The organism is Burkholderia sp. JP2-270, assembly GCF_003233675.1.
Taxonomy (GTDB): domain Bacteria; phylum Pseudomonadota; class Gammaproteobacteria; order Burkholderiales; family Burkholderiaceae; genus Burkholderia; species Burkholderia pyrrocinia_C.
Genome location: NZ_CP029825.1, coordinates 3013093 through 3036884 on the forward strand (window position 1 = coordinate 3013093; position 23792 = coordinate 3036884).

At 67.1% G+C, this 23792-nt stretch carries 23 protein-coding genes; 10 read left to right on the top strand and 13 right to left on the bottom strand.

The features are described from left to right. Nucleotides 1–8: 8 nt before the first annotated feature. Entirely contained in the window at nucleotides 9–884 is an 876-nt protein-coding gene (locus DM992_RS31790; RefSeq protein WP_111020076.1) for a LysR substrate-binding domain-containing protein, read from the bottom strand. Nucleotides 885–926: 42 nt separating this feature from the next. Here DM992_RS31790 and DM992_RS31795 point away from each other — a divergent pair, with 42 nt between their 5' ends. Then, nucleotides 927–1580 (top strand): LysE family transporter, encoded by a 654-nt coding sequence (locus DM992_RS31795; RefSeq protein ID WP_111020077.1) that lies wholly within the window; start codon nucleotides 927–929, stop codon nucleotides 1578–1580. Nucleotides 1581–1616: 36 nt separating this feature from the next. Here DM992_RS31795 and DM992_RS31800 read toward each other — a convergent pair whose 3' ends face one another. The 5 genes from DM992_RS31800 to DM992_RS31820 all read right to left on the bottom strand — a co-directional run bounded on the left by DM992_RS31800 (nucleotide 1617) and on the right by DM992_RS31820 (nucleotide 5591). Beyond that, nucleotides 1617–3071: a DHA2 family efflux MFS transporter permease subunit gene (locus DM992_RS31800; protein ID WP_111020078.1), complete on the bottom strand. Its 1455-nt coding sequence runs from the start codon at nucleotides 3069–3071 to the stop codon at nucleotides 1617–1619. After that, a complete protein-coding gene (locus DM992_RS31805; RefSeq protein WP_111020079.1) occupies nucleotides 3068–3631 on the bottom strand; it encodes an isochorismatase family protein in 564 nt (187 codons plus the stop codon). Before DM992_RS31805 ends, DM992_RS31800 begins: the two co-directional genes overlap by 4 nt. A 67-nt stretch (nucleotides 3632–3698) precedes the next feature. After that, on the bottom strand, nucleotides 3699–4154 hold the full coding sequence (locus DM992_RS31810) for a MarR family transcriptional regulator (protein ID WP_111020080.1): 456 nt from the start codon (nucleotides 4152–4154) through the stop codon (nucleotides 3699–3701). A 73-nt stretch (nucleotides 4155–4227) separates the two neighbouring features. Continuing rightward, nucleotides 4228–4464 (bottom strand): hypothetical protein, encoded by a 237-nt coding sequence (locus DM992_RS31815; protein ID WP_111020081.1) that lies wholly within the window; start codon nucleotides 4462–4464, stop codon nucleotides 4228–4230. 44 nt (nucleotides 4465–4508) lie between these two features. After that, nucleotides 4509–5591 carry a serine hydrolase gene (locus tag DM992_RS31820; protein ID WP_111020082.1) on the bottom strand — a complete coding sequence of 361 codons (1083 nt, stop codon included), beginning with the start codon at nucleotides 5589–5591 and terminating at the stop codon, nucleotides 4509–4511. Nucleotides 5592–5896: 305 nt separating this feature from the next. On the opposite strand from DM992_RS31820, the gene DM992_RS31825 reads away from it, so the two are divergent. Beyond that, complete coding sequence (locus tag DM992_RS31825) at nucleotides 5897–6811, top strand: hypothetical protein (RefSeq protein ID WP_162631776.1); 915 nt, start codon at nucleotides 5897–5899, stop codon at nucleotides 6809–6811. Here DM992_RS31825 and DM992_RS31830 read toward each other — a convergent pair. After that, on the bottom strand, nucleotides 6808–7086 hold the full coding sequence (locus tag DM992_RS31830; protein ID WP_111020084.1) for a hypothetical protein: 279 nt from the start codon (nucleotides 7084–7086) through the stop codon (nucleotides 6808–6810). The genes DM992_RS31825 and DM992_RS31830 overlap by 4 nt on opposite strands. Before the next feature lie 51 nt (nucleotides 7087–7137). Here DM992_RS31830 and DM992_RS31835 point away from each other — a divergent pair, with 51 nt between their 5' ends. Further along, nucleotides 7138–8013 (top strand): LysR substrate-binding domain-containing protein, encoded by an 876-nt coding sequence (locus DM992_RS31835; RefSeq protein WP_111020085.1) that lies wholly within the window; start codon nucleotides 7138–7140, stop codon nucleotides 8011–8013. Nucleotides 8014–8051: 38 nt separating this feature from the next. After that, nucleotides 8052–8375: a DNA-binding protein gene (locus DM992_RS31840; RefSeq protein WP_343212457.1), complete on the top strand. Its 324-nt coding sequence runs from the start codon at nucleotides 8052–8054 to the stop codon at nucleotides 8373–8375. 73 nt (nucleotides 8376–8448) lie between these two features. Here DM992_RS31840 and DM992_RS31845 read toward each other — a convergent pair whose 3' ends face one another. From DM992_RS31845 to DM992_RS31865, 4 genes are all read right to left on the bottom strand, one after another. Then, a complete protein-coding gene (locus DM992_RS31845; protein WP_111020086.1) occupies nucleotides 8449–9192 on the bottom strand; it encodes a transporter in 744 nt (247 codons plus the stop codon). Between the two features lie 76 nt (nucleotides 9193–9268). Next, entirely contained in the window at nucleotides 9269–12031 is a 2763-nt protein-coding gene (gene mgtA / locus DM992_RS31850) for a magnesium-translocating P-type ATPase (RefSeq protein ID WP_111020087.1), read from the bottom strand. Nucleotides 12032–12078: 47 nt separating this feature from the next. Then, a complete protein-coding gene (locus DM992_RS42445) occupies nucleotides 12079–12237 on the bottom strand; it encodes a hypothetical protein (protein WP_204356149.1) in 159 nt (52 codons plus the stop codon). A 506-nt stretch (nucleotides 12238–12743) separates the two neighbouring features. Continuing rightward, nucleotides 12744–14396: a S8 family peptidase gene (locus tag DM992_RS31865; RefSeq protein ID WP_111020090.1), complete on the bottom strand. Its 1653-nt coding sequence runs from the start codon at nucleotides 14394–14396 to the stop codon at nucleotides 12744–12746. Between the two features lie 422 nt (nucleotides 14397–14818). On the opposite strand from DM992_RS31865, the gene DM992_RS31870 reads away from it, so the two are divergent. The 5 genes from DM992_RS31870 (at nucleotide 14819) to DM992_RS31890 (ending at nucleotide 20422) form a co-directional block, all read left to right on the top strand. Then, nucleotides 14819–15715, top strand: coding sequence for a glutamate/aspartate ABC transporter substrate-binding protein (locus tag DM992_RS31870; protein WP_111020091.1), 897 nt, complete (start codon nucleotides 14819–14821; stop codon nucleotides 15713–15715). A 428-nt stretch (nucleotides 15716–16143) separates the two neighbouring features. Then, on the top strand, nucleotides 16144–16986 hold the full coding sequence (locus DM992_RS31875; RefSeq protein WP_111020513.1) for an ABC transporter substrate-binding protein: 843 nt from the start codon (nucleotides 16144–16146) through the stop codon (nucleotides 16984–16986). Between the two features lie 102 nt (nucleotides 16987–17088). Next, nucleotides 17089–18591, top strand: coding sequence for an amino acid ABC transporter permease/ATP-binding protein (locus DM992_RS31880; protein ID WP_111020092.1), 1503 nt, complete (start codon nucleotides 17089–17091; stop codon nucleotides 18589–18591). A gap of 30 nt (nucleotides 18592–18621) precedes the next feature. Next, complete coding sequence (locus tag DM992_RS31885; protein ID WP_111020093.1) at nucleotides 18622–19962, top strand: amidase family protein; 1341 nt, start codon at nucleotides 18622–18624, stop codon at nucleotides 19960–19962. A 61-nt stretch (nucleotides 19963–20023) separates the two neighbouring features. Beyond that, on the top strand, nucleotides 20024–20422 hold the full coding sequence (locus DM992_RS31890; protein WP_111020094.1) for an ectoine synthase: 399 nt from the start codon (nucleotides 20024–20026) through the stop codon (nucleotides 20420–20422). 67 nt (nucleotides 20423–20489) lie between these two features. Here the strand turns inward: DM992_RS31890 and DM992_RS31895 are convergent, their stop codons facing one another. Then, nucleotides 20490–21164: a GntR family transcriptional regulator gene (locus tag DM992_RS31895; RefSeq protein WP_111020095.1), complete on the bottom strand. Its 675-nt coding sequence runs from the start codon at nucleotides 21162–21164 to the stop codon at nucleotides 20490–20492. 78 nt (nucleotides 21165–21242) lie between these two features. Further along, the gene (locus DM992_RS31900; RefSeq protein WP_111020096.1) at nucleotides 21243–22103 is read right to left on the bottom strand and encodes a DUF1989 domain-containing protein; all 861 of its coding nucleotides are present in this window, start codon (nucleotides 22101–22103) and stop codon (nucleotides 21243–21245) included. Nucleotides 22104–22475: 372 nt separating this feature from the next. Between DM992_RS31900 and DM992_RS31905 the strand changes: the two genes are divergently transcribed. Next, nucleotides 22476–23723 carry a multidrug effflux MFS transporter gene (locus DM992_RS31905; protein WP_111020097.1) on the top strand — a complete coding sequence of 416 codons (1248 nt, stop codon included), beginning with the start codon at nucleotides 22476–22478 and terminating at the stop codon, nucleotides 23721–23723. The last annotated feature ends 69 nt before the right edge of the window (nucleotides 23724–23792 follow it).

The window sequence follows — 23792 nt, forward strand, 5'->3', positions numbered from 1 at the left end:
GAACCGCCCTAGGCGGCCGTGCGCAAGCGCGCGAAGCCGTTGCGCAGGTGGCGGGCCAGTTCCGTCGCGGCCGGCGTGCGCTGGCCGCGCGGCAGATGAAGGTTGATCGCGAAGTTCGGCAGCGCGGGCAGGCCGCTGCCGGCCGGCAGGATGTCGAGGTCGGCCGGCACGGTGGACGCGAGCCAGACGGTCACCGCGAGATCGGAGCGCACGGTCGCGGCCGTCGCGTCGAAGCTGCCGTTCTCGAACACGGTGCGCCATGCACGATCGCTGCCGCGCAGCGCGTCGAGCACGATCGGGCGGAACGCGCAGGTCTGCGCGACCATCGACACCGGCAGCGGCGTGTTCCGGTGCGCGGTGCCGCCTTTCGCGCCGACCCAGACCAGCCGATCGACCGCGATGCATTCGCCGCGAGACGACCCGACCGGCGCCTCGATCAGCGCGACGTCGAGATCGCCCTGCGTGAGCCCCCGGCGCAGTTCCGGCGATGCCGCGCACACGAGCGAGAGCGCGACCTGCGGATGCGCCTGCGCATAGCCTTTCAGGATCGGCGCGAGACAGGCGCCGACGAGATCCTGCGGTGCGCCGAGGCGAACGGCGCCTTCGACCGCGCCGGCCGTCAGGTCGGTCAGCAGCGTATCGTGCACGGCGAGCAGCCGGCGCGTCTGTTCGAGCAGCCGCTCGCCGGCCGCAGTGAGCAGCAGGTTGCGATGCTCGCGGACGAACAGCGGGCCGGACAGCGTTTCGAGCCGCGCGACCTGCTGACTGATCGCGCCTTGCGTCAGGTGCAGCGCGCGGCTGGCCGCCGTCATGCTGCGATGATCGGCGACCGTGACGAAGGCGCGCAGCAGCGCGATGTCGAGATTGCGTGTCATGCGTCGCATTATGAACGCTAATGGCAGGCATAAAAATCTTTCGCTGTCGTAATGGGAGGATCGCGGGTAAAACGGGGGCTTCGACGACGACAACCGGGAGCCTCCGTGCTGCTTCGCGACTACCTGCCGCTGATGCTGTTCGTGATCGTGTCCACCGTGACGCCGGGCGGCGCGACGACGCTCGCAACCGCATCGGGCGCCCATTTCGGCTATCGGCGGTCGCTGCCGCTGATGGCCGGCATCGCGGCCGGCCTGGCGTCGATGGCGGCGGTTGCCGCGGCCGGGCTTGGCAGCGTGTTGCTTGCGCTACCCGCGTTGCAGCTCGCGATGAAGGTGGCCGGCTCGTTGTATCTCGTGTGGCTGGCCGTGCGCATCGGGCGCGGCGGCAAGCCGCGGCTCGATGCCGCGGTGCACCGGCCGCAAGGGTTCGTCAGCGGTGTCTGGATGCTCTGGCACAACCCGAAAGGCTGGGCGATGACGCTCGGCGCGGCCGCGTCGTTCGCCGCGCTCGCGTCCGGGCCGGCGCGGCTGGGCGTATTGCTCGGGCTGGCGTTCGGCCTGGCCGCGATGGCGTCGTTGTCGCTGTGGTGTTTCGCCGGGCTGTTGTTCGCGCGCGTGTTGCGCACGGAGCGGCAGTGGCGCTGCCTGAATGCGGGGCTGGGCGTGCTGCTCGTGGTGTCGATCATGCCGATGTGGCTGCCGTAGCGACGCTGCGCGCACATCGCGGCGCAGCGTCCGCGTTCAGCGCGAACCGGCGCGCGCGGCGCCGGCAGTTCGCCCGCCCGTACCGGCCGACCACAACGGCAGCCGCAGCGTCGTGACGAAGCTCGCCGCATGCAGCACGCAAAGCAGGCCGAACGCCCACGCGTACGCGGCCGCTTGCGTGCCGCCGCCCGATATCGCTTCGGCCTGCAGCCGCCATGCGAGGAACAGCGTGCATATCGTCGTGAACGTCGGGCCGCCGAGGCGCTGCACGATATTGAGCGACGTCGTCGCCATCGGCAGGTTGCGGCGCTCGACCGACGCATACGCGGCGGAGATCGACGGCGCGCCGATCGCGCTCTGACCCATGCCGCGCAGAAACAGCGCCGGCACGAGCACGTACGGATCGTAGCCGGTCAGCGCGAGGAACACGAACGGCAGCGTCGCGACGACGGCGAGCAACGCACCGGCGGCGGCCAGCCGGCGCACGCCGAACCGGCTCGTCAACGCGCCCATCGACGGATAGGTGACGAGCATGCCGAGCCCGAGCGGCGCGAGCAGCCAGCCCATCTCGCCCGGCGAGCGCCCGCACGCCTGGATCAGGAACACGGGAATCAGCATCTGGCCCGCGTACATCGCGCCGTTCGACAGGAACTGCGTGCCGGCCGCCGCACCGAACACGCGGGAGCGAAACAGTGCGAGATCGATCAGTGCGTGCTCGCCCTTGCGTTGCTCGAAGCGCAGGAACGCGGCGAGCAGCAGCGCCGAGCAAGCGATCGCGGCGATGCCGAACGCCGTGCCGATCCGCTCGGCGCCGTAGAGGAACAGCACGAGGCCCGGCGACAGCAACGCGAGGCCGACCCAGTCGAGTTCGCGTCGTTGCGCTTCGTCACGATCACCGGGCAGGAACCGCACGGCCAGCGCGAGCGCCAGCACGCCGACGGGCAGGTTCACGAGAAACAGCCAGCGCCACGATGCGTACTGCAGGATCGCACCAGCGACCACGGGGCCGAGGATCGGCGCGAGCAGCACGGGCACCGCCGCGTAGCCGATCACGCGCGCCATCTGCTGGCCGGCGACGCGCGCGATCATCATCTGCGCCATCGGTGCGAGCAGCCCGCCGCTGACGCCTTGCAGCACGCGGAACGCGATCAATGACGGCGCGGACCACGCGAGCCCGCACAGCGCCGACGTGAGCGTGAACGCGGAGAAGCACCACAGGTACAGCGCCTTCGCGCCGATGCGGTCGACGAGCCAGCCGTTCAGCGGCAGCACCAGCGTCAGCGCGAGCAGGTAGCCGCTCGTCACCCACTGGATCGTCGACAGGCTCGCATGCAGGTCGGTCGCGAGGCTCGACAGCGATACGTTGACGATCGTCGCGTCGAGCTGCGACAGCAGCGAGCCGAGCGTCGCGACCGCGCTGACCTTCCAGATCGACGGATCGAGCCGGCCGGCCGCGTGGCCCGGCGCCGGCTGCGCGCGTCGGTCGTTCACGCGCCGCGCCGGTCGAGCAGCGCGACGATGTCCTGCGTCGTGCCCGTTTCGCCGAGGCGCGGGAACACGCGCTCGGTGCTGTTTGCGTGCGCGTCCGCGTTGAGGTCGGTCATCGCGTCGACGGCGAGCGTCACGTTGTAGCCGAGTTCGTGGGCCTGTCGCGCGGTCGATTCGACGCCGATGCTCGTCGCGACGCCGGTCAGCACGATCTGCGTGACGCCGGCCGCCTTCAGGTGCGCGTCGAGATCCGTACCGGTAAATGCGCCCCAGGTTTTTTTCGTCACGGCATGGTCGGCCGGCTGCCGGTTCAGTTCGGGCACGAGTTCGGTCCAGTCGGCGGGCAGGGCGTCCAGGCGTACCTGCTGCTGCGTGCGGCCCGGTGCGCCCCCGGCGACGTTGACGAGCACGACCGGCAGGCCGCGGCTGCGGAATGCGTCGAGCAGTTCGCGGGTGTGCGCGATCACCGGTGCGACCGGGTGTGCGGTCGGGAGGGCGACGATGCCTTTCTGCAGGTCGATGACGACGAGTGCCGTGTTCGTGTCGAGACGGGTTGCGCTCATGATGGGGCTCCGTGGAATGGACGAAGGAAGGCGGGCGCGCGGATGCCGCGTGGCGCGCAGGCCGGGGTCATTGCTCGCCGATGCGGCGGATCAGCGGGATCGCGGCGGCGAGCGTGTCGATGTCTTCTGGATCGAGCCTTTCGATCGCCGCGCCAAGCCACTTGTGCTTCGCGGCATTGCGCTTGCGGCGTGCGTGGAGGCCGGCGGCGGTCAGCATGAACAGGATCTGGCGGCCGTCGGTCGGATGCGGTTCGCGTTCGACGAGACCGTCTTCCTCGAGGCTCGCGAGGATCGCCTTCATCGACTGCGGTTTCATCGCCTCGGCGCGCGCGAGATCGGCGGTCGTCATCGGCCCGTGCCGTTCGAGCCGCGCGAGCGCACTCGTCTGGGACATGCCGAGCCCTTCGGATTCGATTTCGGAGCGGAGCCGGCGGATCAACTGGCCGACCGCGAGGGTCAGGTCGGCGGCGACGAGGTCGGCGGAAACGCCGGGTTTGCGTGGCGGGTTCATGCGGCGGATCATAGAGCACGACAGTTAAACTTGCAAGTTTAACTGTCAAATTGGCCGGCAGGCCGCGGCGCCGCCCGGCACGCGGTTACGTGCGGTGCGGCAGGGCGACCGGCACGACTTCGCTGTATTTCGGCGTGGCGTTTTCGTGCAGCAGGTCGCCGAGGTATTGAGCGAGTTCGTCCGCGGCGAGCGCGGACGGAATCTGCAGGTCGGCCGGGCGCCGCTTGCCTTCGGCGCCGAGATCGAACACGGCCCAGCGGCCGTTCGTACGCACGACGGCGAGCAGCCGTCCGAATGCACTGAAGCGGTATTCGTCCTGCATGGCATCGCTCCCGTAGGGTGAACGCGCCGGCCGCCTGCGCGCGCTTACTGGATCGAGCAGGTCAACCAGCGATGGATTTTGAGTGCGTCGCTCGATACGCCGGCGCGCGTCGGCGCGCCGAGCAGCACGACCGTTTCGCGGCGGCCCTTCACGCGCATGCGCATCACGACGCCGTGCCCCGATTCGTTGATGAAGCCCGTCTTCTGCAGCCGGATCGGCAGACGGCGGTAGCGGACGAGCGGGTCGGAATTCACGTACAGCAGCTCGCCGTCGCCGGGGCGCACGGTGGTCGACGTATCCGTCGAGAAATAGCGGATCAGCGGATCCTGCGCCGCCGCGCCGACGAGCTTCGCGAGATCCTCTGCCGTCGACACGTTGTGCGGCGACAGGCCGGTCGGCTCCCTGAAGTGCGTGTGGCGCATGCCGAGCCGGCGCGCTTCGCGGTTCATCGCCTTGACGAACGCAGCGCGCCCGCCCGGATAGTCGCGGCTCAGCGCGGCCGCCGCGCGGTTTTCCGACGACATCAGCGCGATATGGAACATGTCGCGGCGCGACAGCTCCGAGCCGACCTGCAATCGCGAACCGGTGAACTTGATCGTGTCGCGATCGTGCGCGGTGACGCGCAGCACGCCGTTCAGCGGACGATCCGCGTCGCGTGCGACGACGGCCGTCATCAGCTTCGAGATCGATGCGATCGGCCGCACGGTGCGCGCGTTGCGGGCCAGCAGCGGCGTGCCGGAGTCGACGTCGAGCACGTAGGCCGCGCGTGAATGCAACGACCTGACTGCGCGCGGGCTATAGCCGCAGCTTGCCATCAGGCGCGGTTTGGCGGCCGCCGGGCGCGGGCGTGCGGCGGTCGTGCGCTTCGCGCGGCGATGCTGCGGGGCCGGCGTCGCATGACGCTTGACTGCACGATGCTTCGCATGCGGGCGGCGATGCTTGACGGCCTTGATCTTGCGGTGAGCAGGCTTCTTCTTGACGGTTTTCGCATGCGCGTGGGCGTGCGCGGTGCGATGCGGCTGCGCGCGCTGCGCGGACGCGTTCGCGGCGAACGCGAGCAGCAGGAACGAGAGGGCGAGGATCAGGGTGGTCCGGGCGCGAGGCAGGCGCGCGATGAGGCCGGTCAAGCGAAAGTCTCCTTTTCACGCGCGATGCGGCTGCGCGGAATGCATGGGCGGTCAGCGGGTGCGGGAAATTATACGGTCGATCGCGTGGCGACGACGATGGCATCCCGTTTCAGCGGCGCTGTTTTGCAGGCTGCCGCCTCCTTGCATTGCGATTCGCGTCCATATGTCGCGCCTGCGTGACAAACGACGGCACGGTCGGCAAGATGTCGAGGTCATTTTCAGGAGAACCCATGTCCCGCCGCCCGCACGCGTTGCCCGTGCAACCGCTCGCATCGATCGACAGCCTGTCCGCGACGGGCGAACTCGTGGCCTTCAACGTGGGGCCGGACGATGCGTTATACATGGCGTTTGCACTGGAGCCGCTCGATTACCGGACTCGATCCGATGGTGTGTCGGTTGCGAAAACGACACCGTCTGCTTCGCAGCGGTACCGCATGATTGCGTGGAAGGGCGGGGAAGCGCTGCTTGATCTCGTCGTCGACAACGAACCGTTCAACATTCACGAGATCCAGCCGGTGGGAGACGATCTTCTGCTCGTTTGCGTTCGATCCTGTTATCGCGGGCCGGACGACTTCGATCTGAACGGCCGGTTCTATCGCCGTGACGGCATGCCTTGCGGCGAAATATTGCTCGGCGACGGTATCGAGTCGGTGCAGGTCACGGGCACCGGAGAAATCTGGACGTCCTATTTCGACGAAGGTGTCTACGGCAATTTCGGCTGGGAGCTCCCGGTCGGAGCATCGGGATTGGTCGCGTGGAACAGGCAAGGCGAACAGCTCCATGCGTTCTCGCCGCCCGCGGGACTGGGTCCGATCGACGACTGTTATGCGCTCAACGTTCCAGGCGACCACGACGTCTGGTTGTATTACTACAATGAATTTGCGCTCGTCCACATGCGCGACCGGCAAACGGTCGCGTCATGGCGCATTCCGGTGAAGGGTAGCCGCGCGTTCGCTGTGACGGAAGATCCGGTGCGGCACGGCGCGTACACGGCGCTGTTCTGTGGTGCCTACGACGATCGCGACGCGCTGCAACTCGTGCATCTGGGTGCCGATGGCGAGGTCCGGCTGGTGCGCGCATATCGTTTGCAGAGTGCCGGTTCGGAGCCTGTCGGAGCTGCGCGGATGGTCGGCCGCGGCCGTGTGCTGTACGTCGTTGGTATGGACGGCAACGTGTATCGGATCGATATGGCGGGGATCCTCGCGCCCGGCGCCGCTTAGCGCGGCCAGCTCCGCCGCGACACGACCGCAAAACTGATCGCGATCGAACCTGTCACGGCGCGTGGCGACGCGTCTTCGATCGCATCGCCGAAGCGAAAACGGCGGCTGCGTCCGTCGCTGCGTTCGGCACGACGCTTCGGTGCGCACGTATCGACGGCGACGGTGCGTTCGTTTGCAACCGCGCCATCGCAAGATGGGGCCGCCACGCATTCGGACACGTGATCTAGTGACATGACAGTAAATTCCGGGAAGGGCATGCCCGTATTGAACGTCATCGCATTCGATCAGTAAAATGAATATTTCGATCGATAAGATTCCCTTAAAGAATGGAACTGAAACTGCTGCGAACGTTCCTGACGGTCACCGAGCTGTGCCATTTCAGCCGCGCGGCCGATGCGCTGCACATGAGCCAGCCGGCACTGAGCAAGCAGATCGGCGCGCTCGAGGCGAGCCTCGGCGGCAAGCTGTTCGAGCGCGGGCGGCACGGCGCGGAGCTGACGCCGTTCGGCGAACGCTTCCTGCCCGACGCGCAGGCGCTCGTGCGCGATGCCGACGAGATCCTCGCGCGTGCGCGGGAGGCGAGCAGCGGGCAGCGCGGGCATTTGCGGCTCGGCATCTGCCTGTCCGTGCTGACGCTCGTGCCGAAGCTGGTCGCTGAATTTCGTCGCCGCAATCCGGGCATTGCCGTCACGCTGAGCGATCTATCGTCGTCCGAGCAGACGCGCCGGCTGCGTGCCGGCAAGCTCGACGCCGGGTTCCTGCGCCTGCCGTCCGACGACGGGCTGTCGTCGTTCAAGGTGATCGACGAAGGGCTCGCGCTTGCGGTGCCGCCGCACCTGGGCTTCAAGCGCGTGCCGGCCGACCTCGACGTGCTCAACGAGATCGGCTTCATCGCACTGCAGCGTGCGCGCGGCCCGGGGCTCGCTGCGCAGATCGACCGATGGTGCGTCGAGCGCCGTTTCGTGCCGCACGTGACGCAGCAGGCGGAAGATGTGCAGTCGGTGCTGACCTCGGTCGCGGCCGGCGTCGGCGTCGCGTTCATCCCGTCGCGCGCGCAGTACCTGCTGCGCGACGCGACGGTGCTGCCGCTCGACGGCAGGGACGCGAAGTGGCGCGTGGGGCTCGCGTGGCTGTCGGGGCGCGACGATCCCGTCACGGCGCATTTCGTGTCGTTCATGCGCGCCGCGATCAAGGCTGGGTGACGGGGCGTATAGTGCTCGCGATTGCATCCTCATCCTGAATGAATGCCGGTCCGGCACCGGCTCATGAACCCGAACCGATGACTTCAGAATCCGACGAATCCCCGCTCGATCCCGCACTCGTTGCGACGCTCGCGACGCTTAACGAGGCCGCGAACGATCCGGCGGGCAAGACATGGTCGCTGCCGAAGATCGCGAAGCGCGCGCAACTGCCGATGAGCACGCTGCGCCGCGTGCTGACGCAGCTCGATGCCGCGGGCCTGAGCGCGACGACGCTGAACGAGGACGGCACCGGCCGCGCCGCGCTGACCGACGAGGGGCGCACCGTGTGTGCGCAACTGTTCGGCACGAACGACGCGGGATAAAGGAACGGGCCGCTGCTGTGCACTGCGGCCCGTCGTGTTGCGGCTCGACGCATACGTCGCGCCAGCCTGTGTATCACCACCGCGCCGTCACACCGCCCATCACCGAGTGACGGTAGGTCTGGTCGTTCAACCCGCGCCGGTAGCCGACGTCGAGATCGAGCCAGCGCGTCGGCGAATAGATCGCGCCCGCGAGCACGAATGCCGGATTCACGCCGGCGGTGCTTTCGGTGTTGCGCGACATGCCGACGTCGACCACGAGCTGCAGCCGGTCGGTCGCCTTGTAGAGCGCCGCGCCCGACACGGCCCAGACGGACGTCAGGTCGCCCTGATGATTCGGCTGGTACGCGAGGCCCGCATTCGCGAGCAGCGAGAAGCGCGCGATGTCGGCCTGCGCGAGCAGCGTCGCGCCGGTGCCGACGCGGCCCGTGCCGAGCCCGCGGCCGTCGTTGCCGGTCGGCATCGTCACCTTCGGTTTTAGGGCGAGCGACAGCGGCCCGCGTTCGACGAAGCGCCATTTCATGCCGATCTCGACATCGCCGATGCCCGCGCCGTTTTCGTCGGTGCGCGTTTGCAGATGCGTATAAGGCGCGTTGACGTAGAGGTCGACGTGTTCGCCGAACCCGCGCGTGAGCGTCGCATTCCATAGCTGGTGGCGCCCGCTGTCTTCCTGTTTCGAGGTTTCCTCGGCGTTGAACTCGAACTGCCAGTTCGCATTGCCCTGCGTGCCCGTATCGTCGCTGACGAGCGGATGGGCCGGAAAGGCGTCGAGCGGTGCGAGGAGTGCGCTCGCGGCTGCGAGCGGAAGGATTCTTTTCATCGCATTACCCTTGAAGCGTCGTGAAAGGCCGGCCCGAGTGCGTTGCGCGGGCCGGCACGTCGTTATCCGAACGGAATCAGAACCACTGCTTGTAGCGGCGCACGTAGATCGTCTTGACGATCTGCGCGAGCAGGATGTAGCCGACCATCGTCGCGGCGAGCCACAGCCAGAAGGTGCCCGGCAGGTGCATGAAGCCGAGTGCCTCCGCGAACGGCGAGAACGGCAGCCAGCAGCCGATCGCGATCGCGGTGAACGTCGACAGCAGCACCGGCAGCGCGGCCGTGCTTTGCAGGAACGGAATCTTCTGCGTGCGCAGCAGGTGCACCACGAGCGTCTGCGACACGAGGCTCTCGATGAACCAGCCCGAGTTCATCACGATCTGGCCGCCCGTGCCGCCGTGCAGGTGATACATCGCGCCCGCGCCGAACACGGTCCACATCAGCACGTAGGTCGTGATGTCGAACACCGACGACGTCGGCCCGACCCACAGCATGAAGCGGCTGATGTTGCCGGCTTCCCACTTGCGCGGCTTCTTCAGGAACTCGGGATCCATCTTGTCCCACGGCAGCAGCATCTGCGACGTGTCGTAGACCAGGTTCAGCACGAGCAGCTGCGTCGCGAGCATCGGCTCCCACGGCAGGAACGCGCTGGCGACGAGCACCGAGAACACGTTGCCGAAGTTCGAGCTCGCAGTCATGTTCAGGTACTTCAGGATGTTGCCGAACGTCTCGCGGCCCTTGATCACGCCTTCCTCGAGCACCATCAGGCTCTTTTCGAGCAGGATGATGTCCGCGGTTTCCTTCGCGATGTCGGCGCCGCTGTCGACCGAGATGCCGACGTCGGCGTCGCGCAGCGCGGGCGCATCGTTGATGCCGTCGCCGAGGAAGCCGACCGTGTGCCCGTTCGCCTGCAGCGCCTTGACGATGCGCGCCTTCTGCAGCGGCGTCAGCTTCGCGAACACGGTCGTGCGTTCGACGACCTGCGCGAGCGTTGCGTCGTCGAGCGCCTCGATTTCAGCGCCGAGGATCGGCTTGCCGGGTTCGAGGCCGACCTGGCGGCACACCTTCATCGTGACGATCGGGTTGTCGCCCGTCAGCACCTTCACCGCGACACCGTTCTCGCGCAGCGCGGCGAGTGCCGGCGCGGCCGACTCCTTCGGCGGATCGAGGAAGGTCAGGAAGCCGCGCACGACGAGGTCACGTTCGTCGGCGGTGCGGTACTGCTCGCGTTCGTCGCCGCGCGGGATCGTGCGCGTTGCGAGCACGAGCACGCGGAAGCCGTCCTCGTTGTACGCGTTGGCCTGTTCGAGCAGCCGCTTGCGCGCGACGAAATCGAGCGGGCGCACGCCGTCTTCATCCTGTACATGCGTGGAGACGGCCAGCATTTCCTCGACCGCGCCCTTGCAGACCAGCAGGTGTGTGCCGCACGTATCCTCGACGACGACCGACAGGCGGCGGCGCACGAAGTCGAACGGCAGCTCGTCGATCTTCTTGTAGCCCTGCGGCTTCGCGCGTTCGCCGATCTCGTCGGCGCGCGCGACGACCGCGATATCGATCAGGTTCTTCTGGCCGCTCTGGTGGAAGCTGTTCAGCCAGCCGAGCCGCAGGATTTCCTCGTTTTTATGACCGGACAGGTCGAGGTGGTGTTCGAGGATGATCTTGTCCTGCGTGAGCGTGCCGGTCTTGTCGGTGCACAGCACGTCCATCGCGCCGAAGTTCTGCACCGAGTTCAGCCGCTTGACGACGACCTTGCGGCGCGCCATCGCGATCGCGCCGCGCGCGAGGTTCGCGCTGACGATCATCGGCAGCATCTCGGGCGTGAGACCCACGGCCACCGCGAGCGCGAACGTGAGTGCGCTCAGCCAGTCGCCCTTGGTCAGGCCGTTGATCATGAACACGATCGGCACCATCACGAACATGAACTTGATCAGCAGCCAGCTCACGCTCGCGACGCCGCGGTCGAAGCTCGTCTCGATGCGCTTGTGGCTCACGACGTTGCGCGCGAGCGAACCGAAGTACGTGTCCTCGCCGGTCGCGACGACGACGGCCGTCGCCGTGCCGCTGACGACGTTGGTGCCCATGAAGCAGACGTTCTCGAGATCGAGCAGCGGCGTCGACGCATCGTTCGCCGCGCCGGCCGTGCCGGTGCTCGCCGATTTGCCGGCGACCGCGCCGAGCGTGTCGTATTTCTCGACGGGCAGCGCTTCGCCGGTGAGCACGGCCTGGCTGATGAACAGGTCGCGCGACGCGAGCAGGCGCACGTCGGCGGGGATCATGTCGCCGGCCGACAGGTGCACGATGTCGCCCGGCACGACCTCGCGCATCGGCACCTCGCGGCGCGCCGGCTCGACGGTATCGGTGATCGCGCGCTGCACGGTGGCCGTCGTGCGGACCATCGCCTTGAGCTTCTCGGCCGCGCGCAGCGAACGGAATTCCTGCACGAAGCGCAGCAGCGCGCTGATCGTGACCATCGTCAGCAGGATCGTCATGCCGACGTAGTCGCGATCGCCGGGCGCCGCGAAGTAGACGTCGGTGAAGAAGCTGATGGCCGCCAGCACCAGCAGCACGTAGACGAACGGATTGTGGAATGACATCAGCAACTGGCGGGACCAGTGCGGCGGCTTGTCGTGCGCGATTTCGTTCGGGCCGTGGTGCTGCAGGCGGTCGGCGGCCTGGCCGTAGGTGAGGCCGCGCGTGCTGGTGCGCAGCGACTTCAGCGTGTCTTCGAGCGGGCGGGCCGCTTCCTGCGCGGCGCGCATGATGCGCGGTTCGTTCTGCTGACCGGGGCCGGTCTTGATGAAGCCGCGCTGTTTCTTTTGCGATGTGTTGCGTTGTGTCATGAGTCGCTCCTGGCGCGCGAGGCGGCGGGCGGGGAGCGGCCGTGACGTTATCGACGCACGAGCGCTCCCCGCCGCGTCGCGTCAAACGCGATCGGCTGTGGATCGGTGAAAGCGGGAACGCTCGCCGGCGCGCGGAGTGCGGTCGGACGATCGATGCGCAGCGTCGCACCGGCGAGCGGTAATCGACTACTGTCGTCTGAGTTCATCTGCACTCCTGTCGGTTGCGAGTCATCGGCACGGGCGATCGGCAGCCGCGCACGCACGAAGGCGCGCGGCCGGGCGGCACGCGAACGGAAAACGCACGCGGCTGGCACCGCGCGCAACACGAACGCACACGCGCGACGGCGCGTCGCGTGCATTCGACAACATCGAAAAATTCGGCGGGGAATCTGGCCGGTCAGGCCGGAAGGACGCCGCATCCTGCTTCCCGGGATGCGGCAGAAGACGAGGCTCTGCGCGTTTTCCTCAGGCAGCAGTCAAGTTGGTCGAGCACCAACTACAACTCGCATCGGTGTTCACAGAACACTCCATGTAATTAGACGGGGGCGATGGTAAAGGCTCGTCGTGCGAAGCGTCAACCCTTTTGTCAGGTGTTATTTCGAGAAACCGAATCGGGTCTATAAGCGATCGCCGGATCGCCGTCCGCCGGAAAAAACAAACCGCGCGCACGCCATGTCGGCATGCGCGCGGCTGCGTCGAGGCAGGGTGCCGGTTACAGGCCGGCTGCCGCGACGGCGGTCCCTGCATCGAGAATGCCCGAGCCCGCCGGCATCGCGGTGCACGACGTGCCGGCCGCCAGCTTCGCCGCGCGCGTGCCGCCTTGCAGCTTCTGCTGGATCTGCGCGGGCGTGAGGTTGCCGTTCACCGCGAGCATCAGCGCGGCGACACCCGTCACCTGCGGCGTCGCGAGGCTGGTGCCGCTCGCCGGGCCGTAGGTGTCGCCGCCCGGCGTCGTCGTGCCGCTGTTGGCCGTCGACAGGATGTTGACGCCCGGTGCGCTCAGCGTGATGTTGGCGCCGAAGTTGCTGAACGATGCGCGGCGGCCGGTCGCGTCGGTGGCGCCGACGCTGATCACGCCGCGGCAGTTCGCGGGCTGGTCGAGCCCGGTCGACAGGCCGTCGTTGCCGGCGGCGACGACGACGGTCACGCCCTTCGCGTTCACGTCGTCGATCGCCTGCTGGAACGTCGTGCTGCATGCGCCGACGCCGCCGAGGCTCAGGTTGATGATTTTCGCGGGCGTCGGGTTCGTCGGTACGCCGGTGACGGGAATGCCAGCCGCCCAGCGCATCGCGTCGGCGATGTCGCTCGTCACGCCGCCGCACTTGCCGAGCACGCGCACCGGCAGGATCCGGCCGAGCCACGACACGCCGGCGATGCCGATGCCGTTGTTGGCGGTCGCGCCGATCACGCCCATCACGCGCGTGCCGTGCCAGCTGCTGGCGCTCGGTTCGCTCGTGCAGTGATAGTACGGGCCGCTCGTGTTGTCGAGTTCCTGCTGCGTGACCCAGTCGCCCGGGTCGGTCGCGTCGGGGCCGCGCGACAGGCCGTTGTTGCTGGTGTTGACGTTGGTGATGAAGCTGTAGCCGGGCAGCAGGTTGCCGACGAGGTCGGGGTGCGGCCGATAGCCGGTGTCGAGCACGGCCGTGACGACGGTCGGCGAACCCTTGGTCGTGTTCCATGCGGGCGGCAGGTCGACGCCGGCGGTCGGGTCGGACAGATACCACTGCTGGCTGTAGCTGGGGTCGCTCGGCGTGTCGCGGACCTTCATCGGGTGATCCGGTTCCGCGTAGTCGACGTCGGCGTCGGCGGCGAATGTCTGCGCGAGCGCCGTTGCGTCGGCGGCCGCGACACGCTGGCCGAGCGACAGCACGGCCGCGCCGTTCGAGATCGTCCGCTCGACCTGCACGTTCAGCTGCGTCTGCGTCGTCGAGGCCGCATACGCGCGTGCGGCGCCGGTCGCCGTCGGCGCCGTCCAGCGCGTCATCGAACGCTGGATCACCGCGTCGAGCCGCGTGCCGTCGTCGATGGCCGCCATCGCACGCGTGGCCGTCAGCGTCTTCAGCTTGACGATCAGGTGGTCGACCGGCGGCTCGTCGGGCGTGGTCTGGGCGGCCATCTGCACGGCGGCCTGCTGGGACGTGCAGGCGTTGCTGCCGGACGTGGTGGGCGGGGTCGTCGGGGCGGGCGTCGGGGTGGGCGCGGGGGCCGGCGTCGGTGCCGCGTTGGTCGGCGACGGGTTGCTGCCGTCACCGCCTCCGCCGCCGCAGCCGGCGAGGGGCAGGAGGGCGGCGGCAGACAGCATGCCGGCGAGCATGCGCGCATGGGCGGAACGGGCCAGCGCGAAATTGAAACGTTTGGCTTTCATGATGAAAGTCGATCCTCGTATAGAACCGTCGTGCCGGCGGTGTGCTCGGTCCGGCAAAACCGGACCTTGTCGTTTTTGTCTGGTGGTCGCGGCGGGCTTGCTGCGACGCGCCATGCACTGGGTAACGGCCGCTGTGGCGGCTTCTTGAATATGTTTTGTGTGAAAAAAGAGCAAGACGCAAACGATTACGTTGCGGCATTGCAGCATGAACGAGCGTTTGGAACGGGCGGCACAGAAGGTGGGGTCGAGCCTGCAAGCGGCCGGTCGGGCAAAACGCGCGGTGCGGCCGTTTTTGCGCGCCACGGAAAACGGCTGCCCGCGGCGTAGCCGCAGCGGAGTGCGCCTGACGCTTTCCCTGATACGGTGCGAATTTTGTCGGGCGTACGATCGCGATTCGATCAACGATTCGTCAGGAGAAAAGCATGGATCGCCGCTTCCGTTTGCTGGCTGTCGCGCTGTCCTGTGCGCTGGCGGGCGCCGCGCATGCGCAGGCTCTCACCGGTACGCTGAAGAAGATCAAGGACACGGGCGTCGTGTCGCTGGGTATTCGCGAATCGTCGGTGCCGTTCTCGTATTCGGACAACCAGCAGAAGAACATCGGCTACTCGCGGGACATCGCGTCGCGCATCATCGACCAGTTGAAGACGGACCTGAACCTGCCGAACCTCACGGTGAAGGAGATTCCGATCACGTCGCAGAACCGGATTCCGCTGCTGCAGAACGGGACGATCGATTTCGAATGCGGGTCGACGACGAACACGCTCGAGCGGCAGAAGCAGGCCGCGTTCTCGAACAGCATCTTTCTGTACGGCATCCGCTTCAGCACGCGCAAGGATTCGGGCGTGAAGGATTTCCCGGACCTGGCCGGCAAGACGGTCGCGACGACGGCCGGCACGTCGGACGAGCGCCTGCTGCGCAAGCTCAACGAAGAGAAGGCGATGAACATGACGATCATCAGCGCGAAGGATCACGCCGAAGCGTTCATGAACGTCACGACCGGGCGCGCGGTGGCGTTCGTGATGGACGAGCCGCTGCTGTACGGCGAGATCGCGAAGGACCGCAACCCGGGCGCGTACGCGGTGACGGGCACGCCGCTCGTCCACGAAAACTACGCATGCATGTTGCGCAGGGACGATCCGCCTTTCAAGCATGTGGTCGACGGCGTGATCGCGAAGATGCAGACGTCGGGCGCGGCCGAGAAGCTCTACAACCAGTGGTTTACGCAGCCGATTCCGCCGAAGGGCGTGAGCCTCAACTATCCGCTGTCGGCGGAGATGAAACAGTTGTTCAGGAATCCGACTGACCAGGCGCAGTATTGATCGTGATCTAGCAGTGTGGCAGGCGCCGGTGCGTCGTTCTGCCGGTCCATGCAGTCGATGCGCGCCGCGTACGCCGGCTGATGAGTCGGCTTTCATCTCGGCTGCGTTGCAGAAATCGTTGCGCCCGCAATGGGCGCACGCACCTCGGTGGTGATCCCAGCGGATCGCCGCCTTCTCCCGTTCATTTCTCCCCGTCCTGAAACTCGCGTCCGGCACCGGACGACGGCGCACGCGTGCGCTGACGATTCGCGCACGGCGACGCCGTTTCTCGCGTAAACCCGGATTCAGTTATCAATTTTTACTGGTCAGAATCGGCCGAAATTGTTCAACAATTTTCGGTGAAAAATCTCGAAAAGCCGCATGTGGCGGTGCACGGGAGGCGTTGCGACGTCTATACGCAGGAGCCGAAAAACCTCAGGAGCCACGCAATGCCCGGTCAGTTCTCGTTTCGACGTTTTCTCGGCGGCGCGCTTGTGCCGCTGGCTTTCGCGTGCTCGCTCGCGTCGGCGGCATCGCTGCAGACGGTGCGGCCCGGCACGCTCCTGGTCGGCTCCGACTTGACGTATCCGCCTTACGCGTACCTGGACGGCGGCAAGCCGGCCGGCTTCGACGCCGAGTTTTCGCGGCTGCTCGCGCGCCACCTGAAGCTCGAGCCTGTCTTCCTCGACACGCGCTTTCCCGACCTGATCCTCGGGATGAAGGCGCGCCGCTTCGACGTCGTCGCGTCGGCGCTCTACGTGACGCCCGATCGCCTGAAGCAGGTCGATTTCGTGCCGTACCTGAAGACAGGCGCGTCGCTGCTCGTCGCGAAGGGCGGCGCATACCTGCCGAAAACGCCGAAGGACCTGTGCGGCAAGCGCGTCGGCACGATCAAGGGCGCGTCGTGGACGCCGAAGCTGCGCGAGGTCTCGCAGGACACCTGCAAGGCGGCCGGTCGCGGCGAGATTGCGATGCTCGAGTTTCCGACCTCGCCGGAAGCGACTTCCGCGCTGATGTCGAGGGCCGTCGACGTGCAGATCGAGGATGCAGCCGTCGCGCAGGGCATTCCGAAGCAGACGAACGGGCGTGTCGAGCTCAGCTCGACGACGCTGCTGTATCCGATCGTCATCGGCCTCGGCGTGGCGAAGGGTGACGCGGGTCTGCTGCGCGCGCTGGAGGGGGCGCTGGACGAGGCGAAGCACAGCGGCGAGTACGACGGCCTCGTGAAGAAGTACGGGTTGCAGGTGCCGACCACTGCCGACGTCGCGAACGCGCTCGGCACGGCGAAGTAGTCGCGAAGCGGCAATCGCGCGCCATGCCGGCGCGCTTGCCCGCCCGGACGCGCGACCCGCACCGGGCGCTTGCATCACCTATCCGCGGTTGAGGAGTCTTCGATGCAGTTCGATTGGCACTACGCGTTGCAACTCTTGTGGGACAGGGATTTCTGGCGCGCCTGCGTCGTCGTCGTGAAGCTCAGCGTATCCGCCTGGTTGCTCGGCGTCTTGCTCGGCTTCCCGGTGGCGCTCGCGAGACAGTCGCATCATGCGCTGCTGAAGCGCGCGGCAAGCATGTACATCTGGTTCTTCCGGAGCCTGCCGCTGCTCGTGCTGCTGGTGTTCATCTACAACCTGCCGCAGGTGTTTCCCGCCACCAGCGCGGTGCTGTCCGATCCATTCACGGCCGGCCTGATCGCGATGGTGTTGAGCGAGACCGCCTATTTCGCGGAGATCCATCGCGGCGGGATCCTGTCCGTGCCGCGCGGGCAGCTCGAAGCCGGCCGCGCGCTCGGCATCCGCTTCACGGGTATCCAGCGGATGATCGTGATGCCGCAGGCGATTCGCGTCGCGCTGCCCGCGCTCGCGAACGAATTCATCACGATCGTGAAGCTGACGTCGCTCGTGTCGGTGATCTCGCTCGCCGAGATACTGCTCGTCGGGCAGCGGCTGTACACGCAGAACTTCCTCGTGTTCGAAACGATGCTGGCAGTCGCGTTCTATTACGTGCTCATCGTCACGGTGTTCAGCCGGCTGCTCGGTTATCTCGAACGGCACCTCGACGTCAGCCTCCGCACGCCGGCCCAGGCCGGCCCCGCGACCATCGCGCTGCCGCTGGCGACGCCGGCCGTCGCGCCGCGGCCGCGCGCGAGCGCCGAATTCGCGTTGCGGCTGAAAGGCGTTCAGCAGCGCTACGGTCGCCACGAAGTGCTGAAGGATATCCATCTCGATGTCGCGCCGGGGCAGGTCGTATCGATCATCGGCCCGTCGGGTTCGGGCAAGACGTCGCTGATCCGTACCGTCAACGGACTCGCGCCGGTGAACGCGGGCGAGATCGATCTGTACGGCGAGCCGTTCATTCGTGCGTCGGGCGCGCATCCGCCGCGCGTGCCGCACGACCGGGTCCTCGACATCGGCATGGTGTTCCAGAGCTTCAACCTGTTCCCGCATCGCACGGCGTTGCAGAACGTGATGATGGCGCCGTGCTATCACCGGCAGGCAGATGCGGAGGCGATCCGGCTGCAGGCACTGTCGCTGCTGTCGAAAGTCGGGATGCTCGACCACGCGAACAAGTACCCGCATCAGCTGTCGGGCGGCCAGCAGCAGCGTGTGGCGATCGCGCGGGCGCTCGCCACGCGGCCGTCGATCATGCTGTTCGACGAGCCGACGTCGGCGCTCGATCCGGAGCTTGTCGGCGAAGTGCTGAAAGTGGTCGAGACGCTCGCGAAGGAAGGGATGACGATGATCATCGTGACGCACGAGATGAACTTTGCGTTCAAGGTGTCCGACCGGATCGTCTTCATGGAGAACGGCCGGATCCTGTACGACGTGCCGCCCGAGCGGATTCGCGCCAGCACCGATACGCGCGTGAAGGACTTTCTGCAGCACGTCCATTTCGCATGAACCGCAATGAACGGTCGGTGCGGAACGACAATGGACGCCTCTGATTTCCGGCATCCCGATGCGAACGGGCCTGCGTGCGTCGAGCGGCTGCGCGCAAGCCTCGCGCGTGCCGATGCGCATCCCGACGACATCGGGACGGCATGGCTCGCGCGGCGCGACGAAGCAGCGCTGGGCGACGCGCGTGCAGCGGATGCATCGGCACGCCGCGATGCGTCTGCCGTGCCGCTGGCCGGCGCGGTGCTGACGGTCAAGGCGTGTTTCGATTGCGAGGGCTGGGTCACGCACGCCGGCTCACGCGTCCTGGCCGGCGACCCGCCTGCGCGAACCGATGCCGCGCTCGTGGCGGCACTGCGTCGCGCCGGCGCGGTGCGAATTGCGCAAACCGCGATGACCGAGTTCGCGTACGGCGCGCTCGGCGTGAACCGCGCATACGGCACGCCCGCGACGCCGCTCGATGCGCGACGCGAGCGCGTGGCGGGCGGATCGAGTTCGGGCGCGGCGGTGTCGGTGGCGCTCGGCGCGGCCGATCTGTCGATCGGCTCGGACACGAGCGGCTCGGCGCGCATTCCGGCGGCGTTCTGCGGCGTGGCCGGCTTCAAGCCGTCGCGCGGTCGTTATCCCGATGCGGGCATGCGTTTCCTGTCGACGACGTTCGACGTGCCGGGGATCCTCGCGGCAACGGCTCGCATGTGCCGGCGGGTCGATGCTGTGCTGCATGACCGCGCCGCCGGCCGGCCCGTGCCGGCGAGCACGAAGGACCTGCATTTCATCGTCCCCGAGCGCTTCGCGACGGACGACGTCGACCCGGCCGTCGGACAGGCATTCGACACGTGGCTGTCGCGGCTGTCCGCACAGGGCGCGCGCATCGAGCGCAAGCGGCTCGATTGTGCGGTCGAGGCCGGCGGCGCCGCGCGGGCGGGAGGCGTCATCGCGGCTGAAGCGTTCATGCTGCATCGCGCACTGCTGGAAACGGCAGCGGATCGCTACGATCCGCTCGTCGGCCCGCGCATCGCGGCCGGCGAGCACGTGCGCGCGCACGACTACGCGGCCGCGCTGTTGCGCCTGGCGGCGCTGGCCGATGCGTACCACGCGGAACTCGGCGATGCGCATGCGGTACTGACGCCGACGGTGCCGATGCTGCCGCCGCGCATTGCCGATCTGGCCGACGAGACAACGTATCTCGCGGCGAACGCACGCGCATTCCGTCTGACCGAATTTGCGAACCGGCTGGACCTGCCGAGCATCAGTGTGCCGGGCGACTGTCGACAGAAGCAGCCGATCGGCCTGTTGCTGACGGGCCGCCGCGGCGACGACGCGCGGCTGCTCGAAGCGGCGGTGCTGGTCGAACGTGCGCTGGCCGGGTCCGAATGAAGCGATTTCAGGCGGCAAGCATCGCCTTGCCATTTCTTGTTGTGATTATCCAGAGGTGCTCATGATTGTCGTAAGATCGGCCGATATCGCCCATACCGAGCGCCACGCGCACGGCCCGGGCTGGGACAGCAAGCGCATGATCGTCAAGCAGGACGGCGTCGGCTATTCCGTTCACGAGACGCGGGTGCATGAAGGCGCGGAACTGCATCTGCACTACAAGCATCACTTCGAAACCAACTACTGCGTGGCGGGCGAAGGGGAAGTCGTCGAAACGGCGACCGGCAAGATGCACCGGATCACGCCCGGCACGATCTATGCGCTGAACCTGAACGACGCGCACATCCTGCGGGCGACGCGCGGCGATCTGCATCTCGTGTGCGTGTTCAATCCGCCGCTGACGGGGCGCGAGACGCATCGCGACGACGGCAGCTACGCGCTGCCGGCGGGCGAGGAAGCGTGACGGCGTTCGATGCCGGATTCGTGCGTGCCGCGTTGCGCGGCACGCATGCGGGAGGCCGGACGCCGGCTCAGGCCGCGTCGCGCTGGCTACGCCTGATCGCGTCGAGCAGCATTCGCTCGGAATCGTCGAGATAGCGTGCGAGGGTGGTGACGGCTTCGCTGCGACGGTTCTGCGTGAGCAGTTCGTAGATCCGGTATTCGCGCTGGATCCAGTCGGCCGTCTGCACGCGCTTCTCGTCGGGATCGGCCGCGAATACGAGGCGCAGCTGCGCCGAGATGGTCCGGAAGAACTCGTCGAGCAGCGCCGACTTCTGCAGTGCGACGATATGTTGGTGAAACCTCAGGCTGTGCGTGCCGACGGCCTGCCAGTTCTCTTTGCCGAGTTCGCGCTCGGCGGCGCCGATGGCCGTCTGCATTTTCTCGAGCAGCGCTGGCTGCGCGAGTTCGGCCGTGTTCAGCGCATGCAGTTCGAGCGTGCGGCGCGCGACATAGAGATCGCGCACGTCCTGGCGATTGAGCGTGCGTACGACGACACCCTTGTGCCGCACGAACGTGACGAGCCCTTCGCGGCCGAGCTGGTGCAGGACTTCGCGAAGCGAGTTGCGCGACGTATCGTATTCGGCCGCGAGGTCCATCTCGATCAGCGCCGTGCCGGGCGGCAGCTTGCCGCTGATGATGTGTTCGCGCAGTTGATGGCTGATCCGGTCGGCGACCGATTGTCCCCGCGCTTTTTCGCTTGCCATGCTGTTCGTTTGCTCCTCTCCTGATCGTATGCCGCCGGCATGGCCGGCCGGCGGCGTTGCGTCATTCTACGGGCTTTGTCATGCGGTCTTGCCGTGCCGCCAGTCAGCCTGCGGCGGCTGCACTCCGTGCTGGCCCTTGTACGGCGCGACGGGCGGCGACGACCAGCCTTCCAGCAGGCCCGGATCGAGCCGATATACCTCGACGCCGAGCGGCCGGCACACGTCGATCGGGTCGCGTGCATCGGGGCCCCACATCGGTACCGACAGGTCGCCGCCCGGACATGTGGACATCGCGCACAGCAGGTCGATCTCGGCGAAGAACTCGAGATAGTCGCCCGCCTGCGCGGGGCAGGCCTTCATGAAGTATTTGTCGTCGTCGTTCAGGCCCGTGCACTGGAACACGTTCAGCACGTCGTGCACGTCGAATTCCGTCAGCCCGTACGGTGCGACCGCACGAACGAGATTCGAGTGGCAGTGGAAATGGAAATCCTCGCCGGTCAGCAGCTTGTTGACGTAGGGGTCGCAGCGCGTGCCGAGCAGGTCGTGCACGCGGCCGCCGTCGCCGTCGACGCCATAACCGGCGAGCGTGTCGTCGGTGATCGTGACCATCGGGCGCAGGTAGGGCAGCGTCGACCAGATGCGGTCGAACGTCGTCACGTGCGCGGCCTGCAGCTGGCGCGTGCGCGACGCCCACATGCGCTCGCGCGGATTGTGCAGGTTCCACATGTTGAAGTCGGCGACCTGCGGGCCTTCCAGCGTGACGATACGGAATACGTGGCCGGCCGGCACCGTCCACGCGAAGCCGCTGCGAATCGGCACGACGTGCGATTCGATGCATTGCCGCGCGTCCTTGCGTTGCGCGATCGCGGAGTAAAAGGGCCGGTCGACGTTCAGGACGGAGCCTTTGGTGACCTGATAGGCGGCGGGATAGTTCGACATGGCACGGTGCTCTCGGGGAAATTTGCAGACGGGGATATCCGGCCGAAATCCTTGTCGGTGGCCGGTCAGGCGTCAACGAGCATGTTGGATTGTTCAACAATTTGTCGCGCTGCGGGGAGTATAGGGTGAAGGCGGGGAGGCATGTCAATGGGTGGAAAATACGGGGGCGGCGGACGAATGCGCGGACGGCTCGGCGAGTGTGTCCGGGTCCGGGCATGCCCCGATGGACGTTCAACCTCGCCCGCGCCATGGGAATCGCATCGGTTGCCGCAACAACAGGCACAATATGCAACCCGGCTCGCTGCGCACGCGTGTTCTCAATGCGAACACGCGTGCGCAGCGTCGCCGCCGCCCGAATCCTTCCCAGTCTTCATGAACGCCACGCTCACTTCCGCGCGCGAGTCGAATTCGCCGCGCTTCCTGCTGTTCCTGATCTGCCTGTTCGCGTCCGCGGGCCAACTCGCGATCGACATCTACGTGCCTGCGCTGCCCGACATGGCGCGTTCGTTCGCGACGACGCCGCAGGCGATCCAGTCGAGCGTGTCCGGCTACATGGCGGCCTACGCGCTCGGCCAGCTCATCTTCGGCCCGGTCGCCGACGCGTACGGGCGCAAGCGCGTGCTCGCGTTCGGGCTCGTGATCTACACGATCGGCTGCCTGCTGTCGCTCGGCGCGCAGAACCTGGAGACGTTCGTGCTGGCGCGCTGCCTGCAGGGTTTCGGGATCGCGACCACCAACCTGCTGGCGAAGGCGATCATCACCGATTCGTTCTCCGGCCAGGCGCTGATGCATGCGTTCACGTACATGTCGATCGCGTGGGGACTCGCGCCGATCGTCGCGCCGGTGATCGGCGCGCACCTTCAGGAATGGTTCGGCTGGCGCGCCTGCCTCGTGTTCCTGCTCGTCTACTCGCTGGTGATGTGGGCGCTGCTGTGGCGCTATCGGGAAACCTTGCCGAAACCGGTGCATCTCGAGCCGCGCACGCTGATGGCGAACGCGGGCAAGGTGCTCGCGAGCCCGGTGTTCCAGAGCTGCTTCCTGGCGCAGGGGCTGTGCTACAGCATCCTGCTCGTGTTCAACATCGTCGGGCCGTTCATGGTGCAGACCACGCTGCACAAGCCGCCGACGTTCTTCGGCTATCTCGCGCTCGGGATCGGCCTGATGTATTTCCTCGGCGGGCTGTCGAACCGGATTCACGGGCGCGGGCTGCCGAGCGCCGAGCAACGGCTGCGCATCGGTGCGCGCGTGATGGCGGGCGCGTCGGTCGCGATGCTGGTGCTGGCGTTGACCGTCGGTCTGCGCGTGTGGACGCTCGCGACGCCGGTCCTCGTGATGGGTTTCTGCGCGGGCGCGATGTATCCGACGCTGATGGCCAAGGGCAATTCGCTGTTTCCGCATATCGCGGGCCTGACGAGCGCGATCCTCGGGTGTGCGCTGCTGCTCGTGTCGTCCGCGATGATGGGGCTGGCCGGGTTCGTGTCGATCCATGTGCTGACGCCGCTCGCGGTCTTCTTCGTCGCGCTGTCGTTCATCGTCGTATGGATGGTGACGAAGCTGCTGCGGTATCTGACGCAGCAGCAGGCCGCGACCGTCGTGTGCGGGAGTGGGGAAGCCGCGTAAGCGTCCCGTTGATCGATCGCGAGCGGTGGCGAAGCGGGTGAACGGCTTCGCTTGCCGGACCGCTCGCGC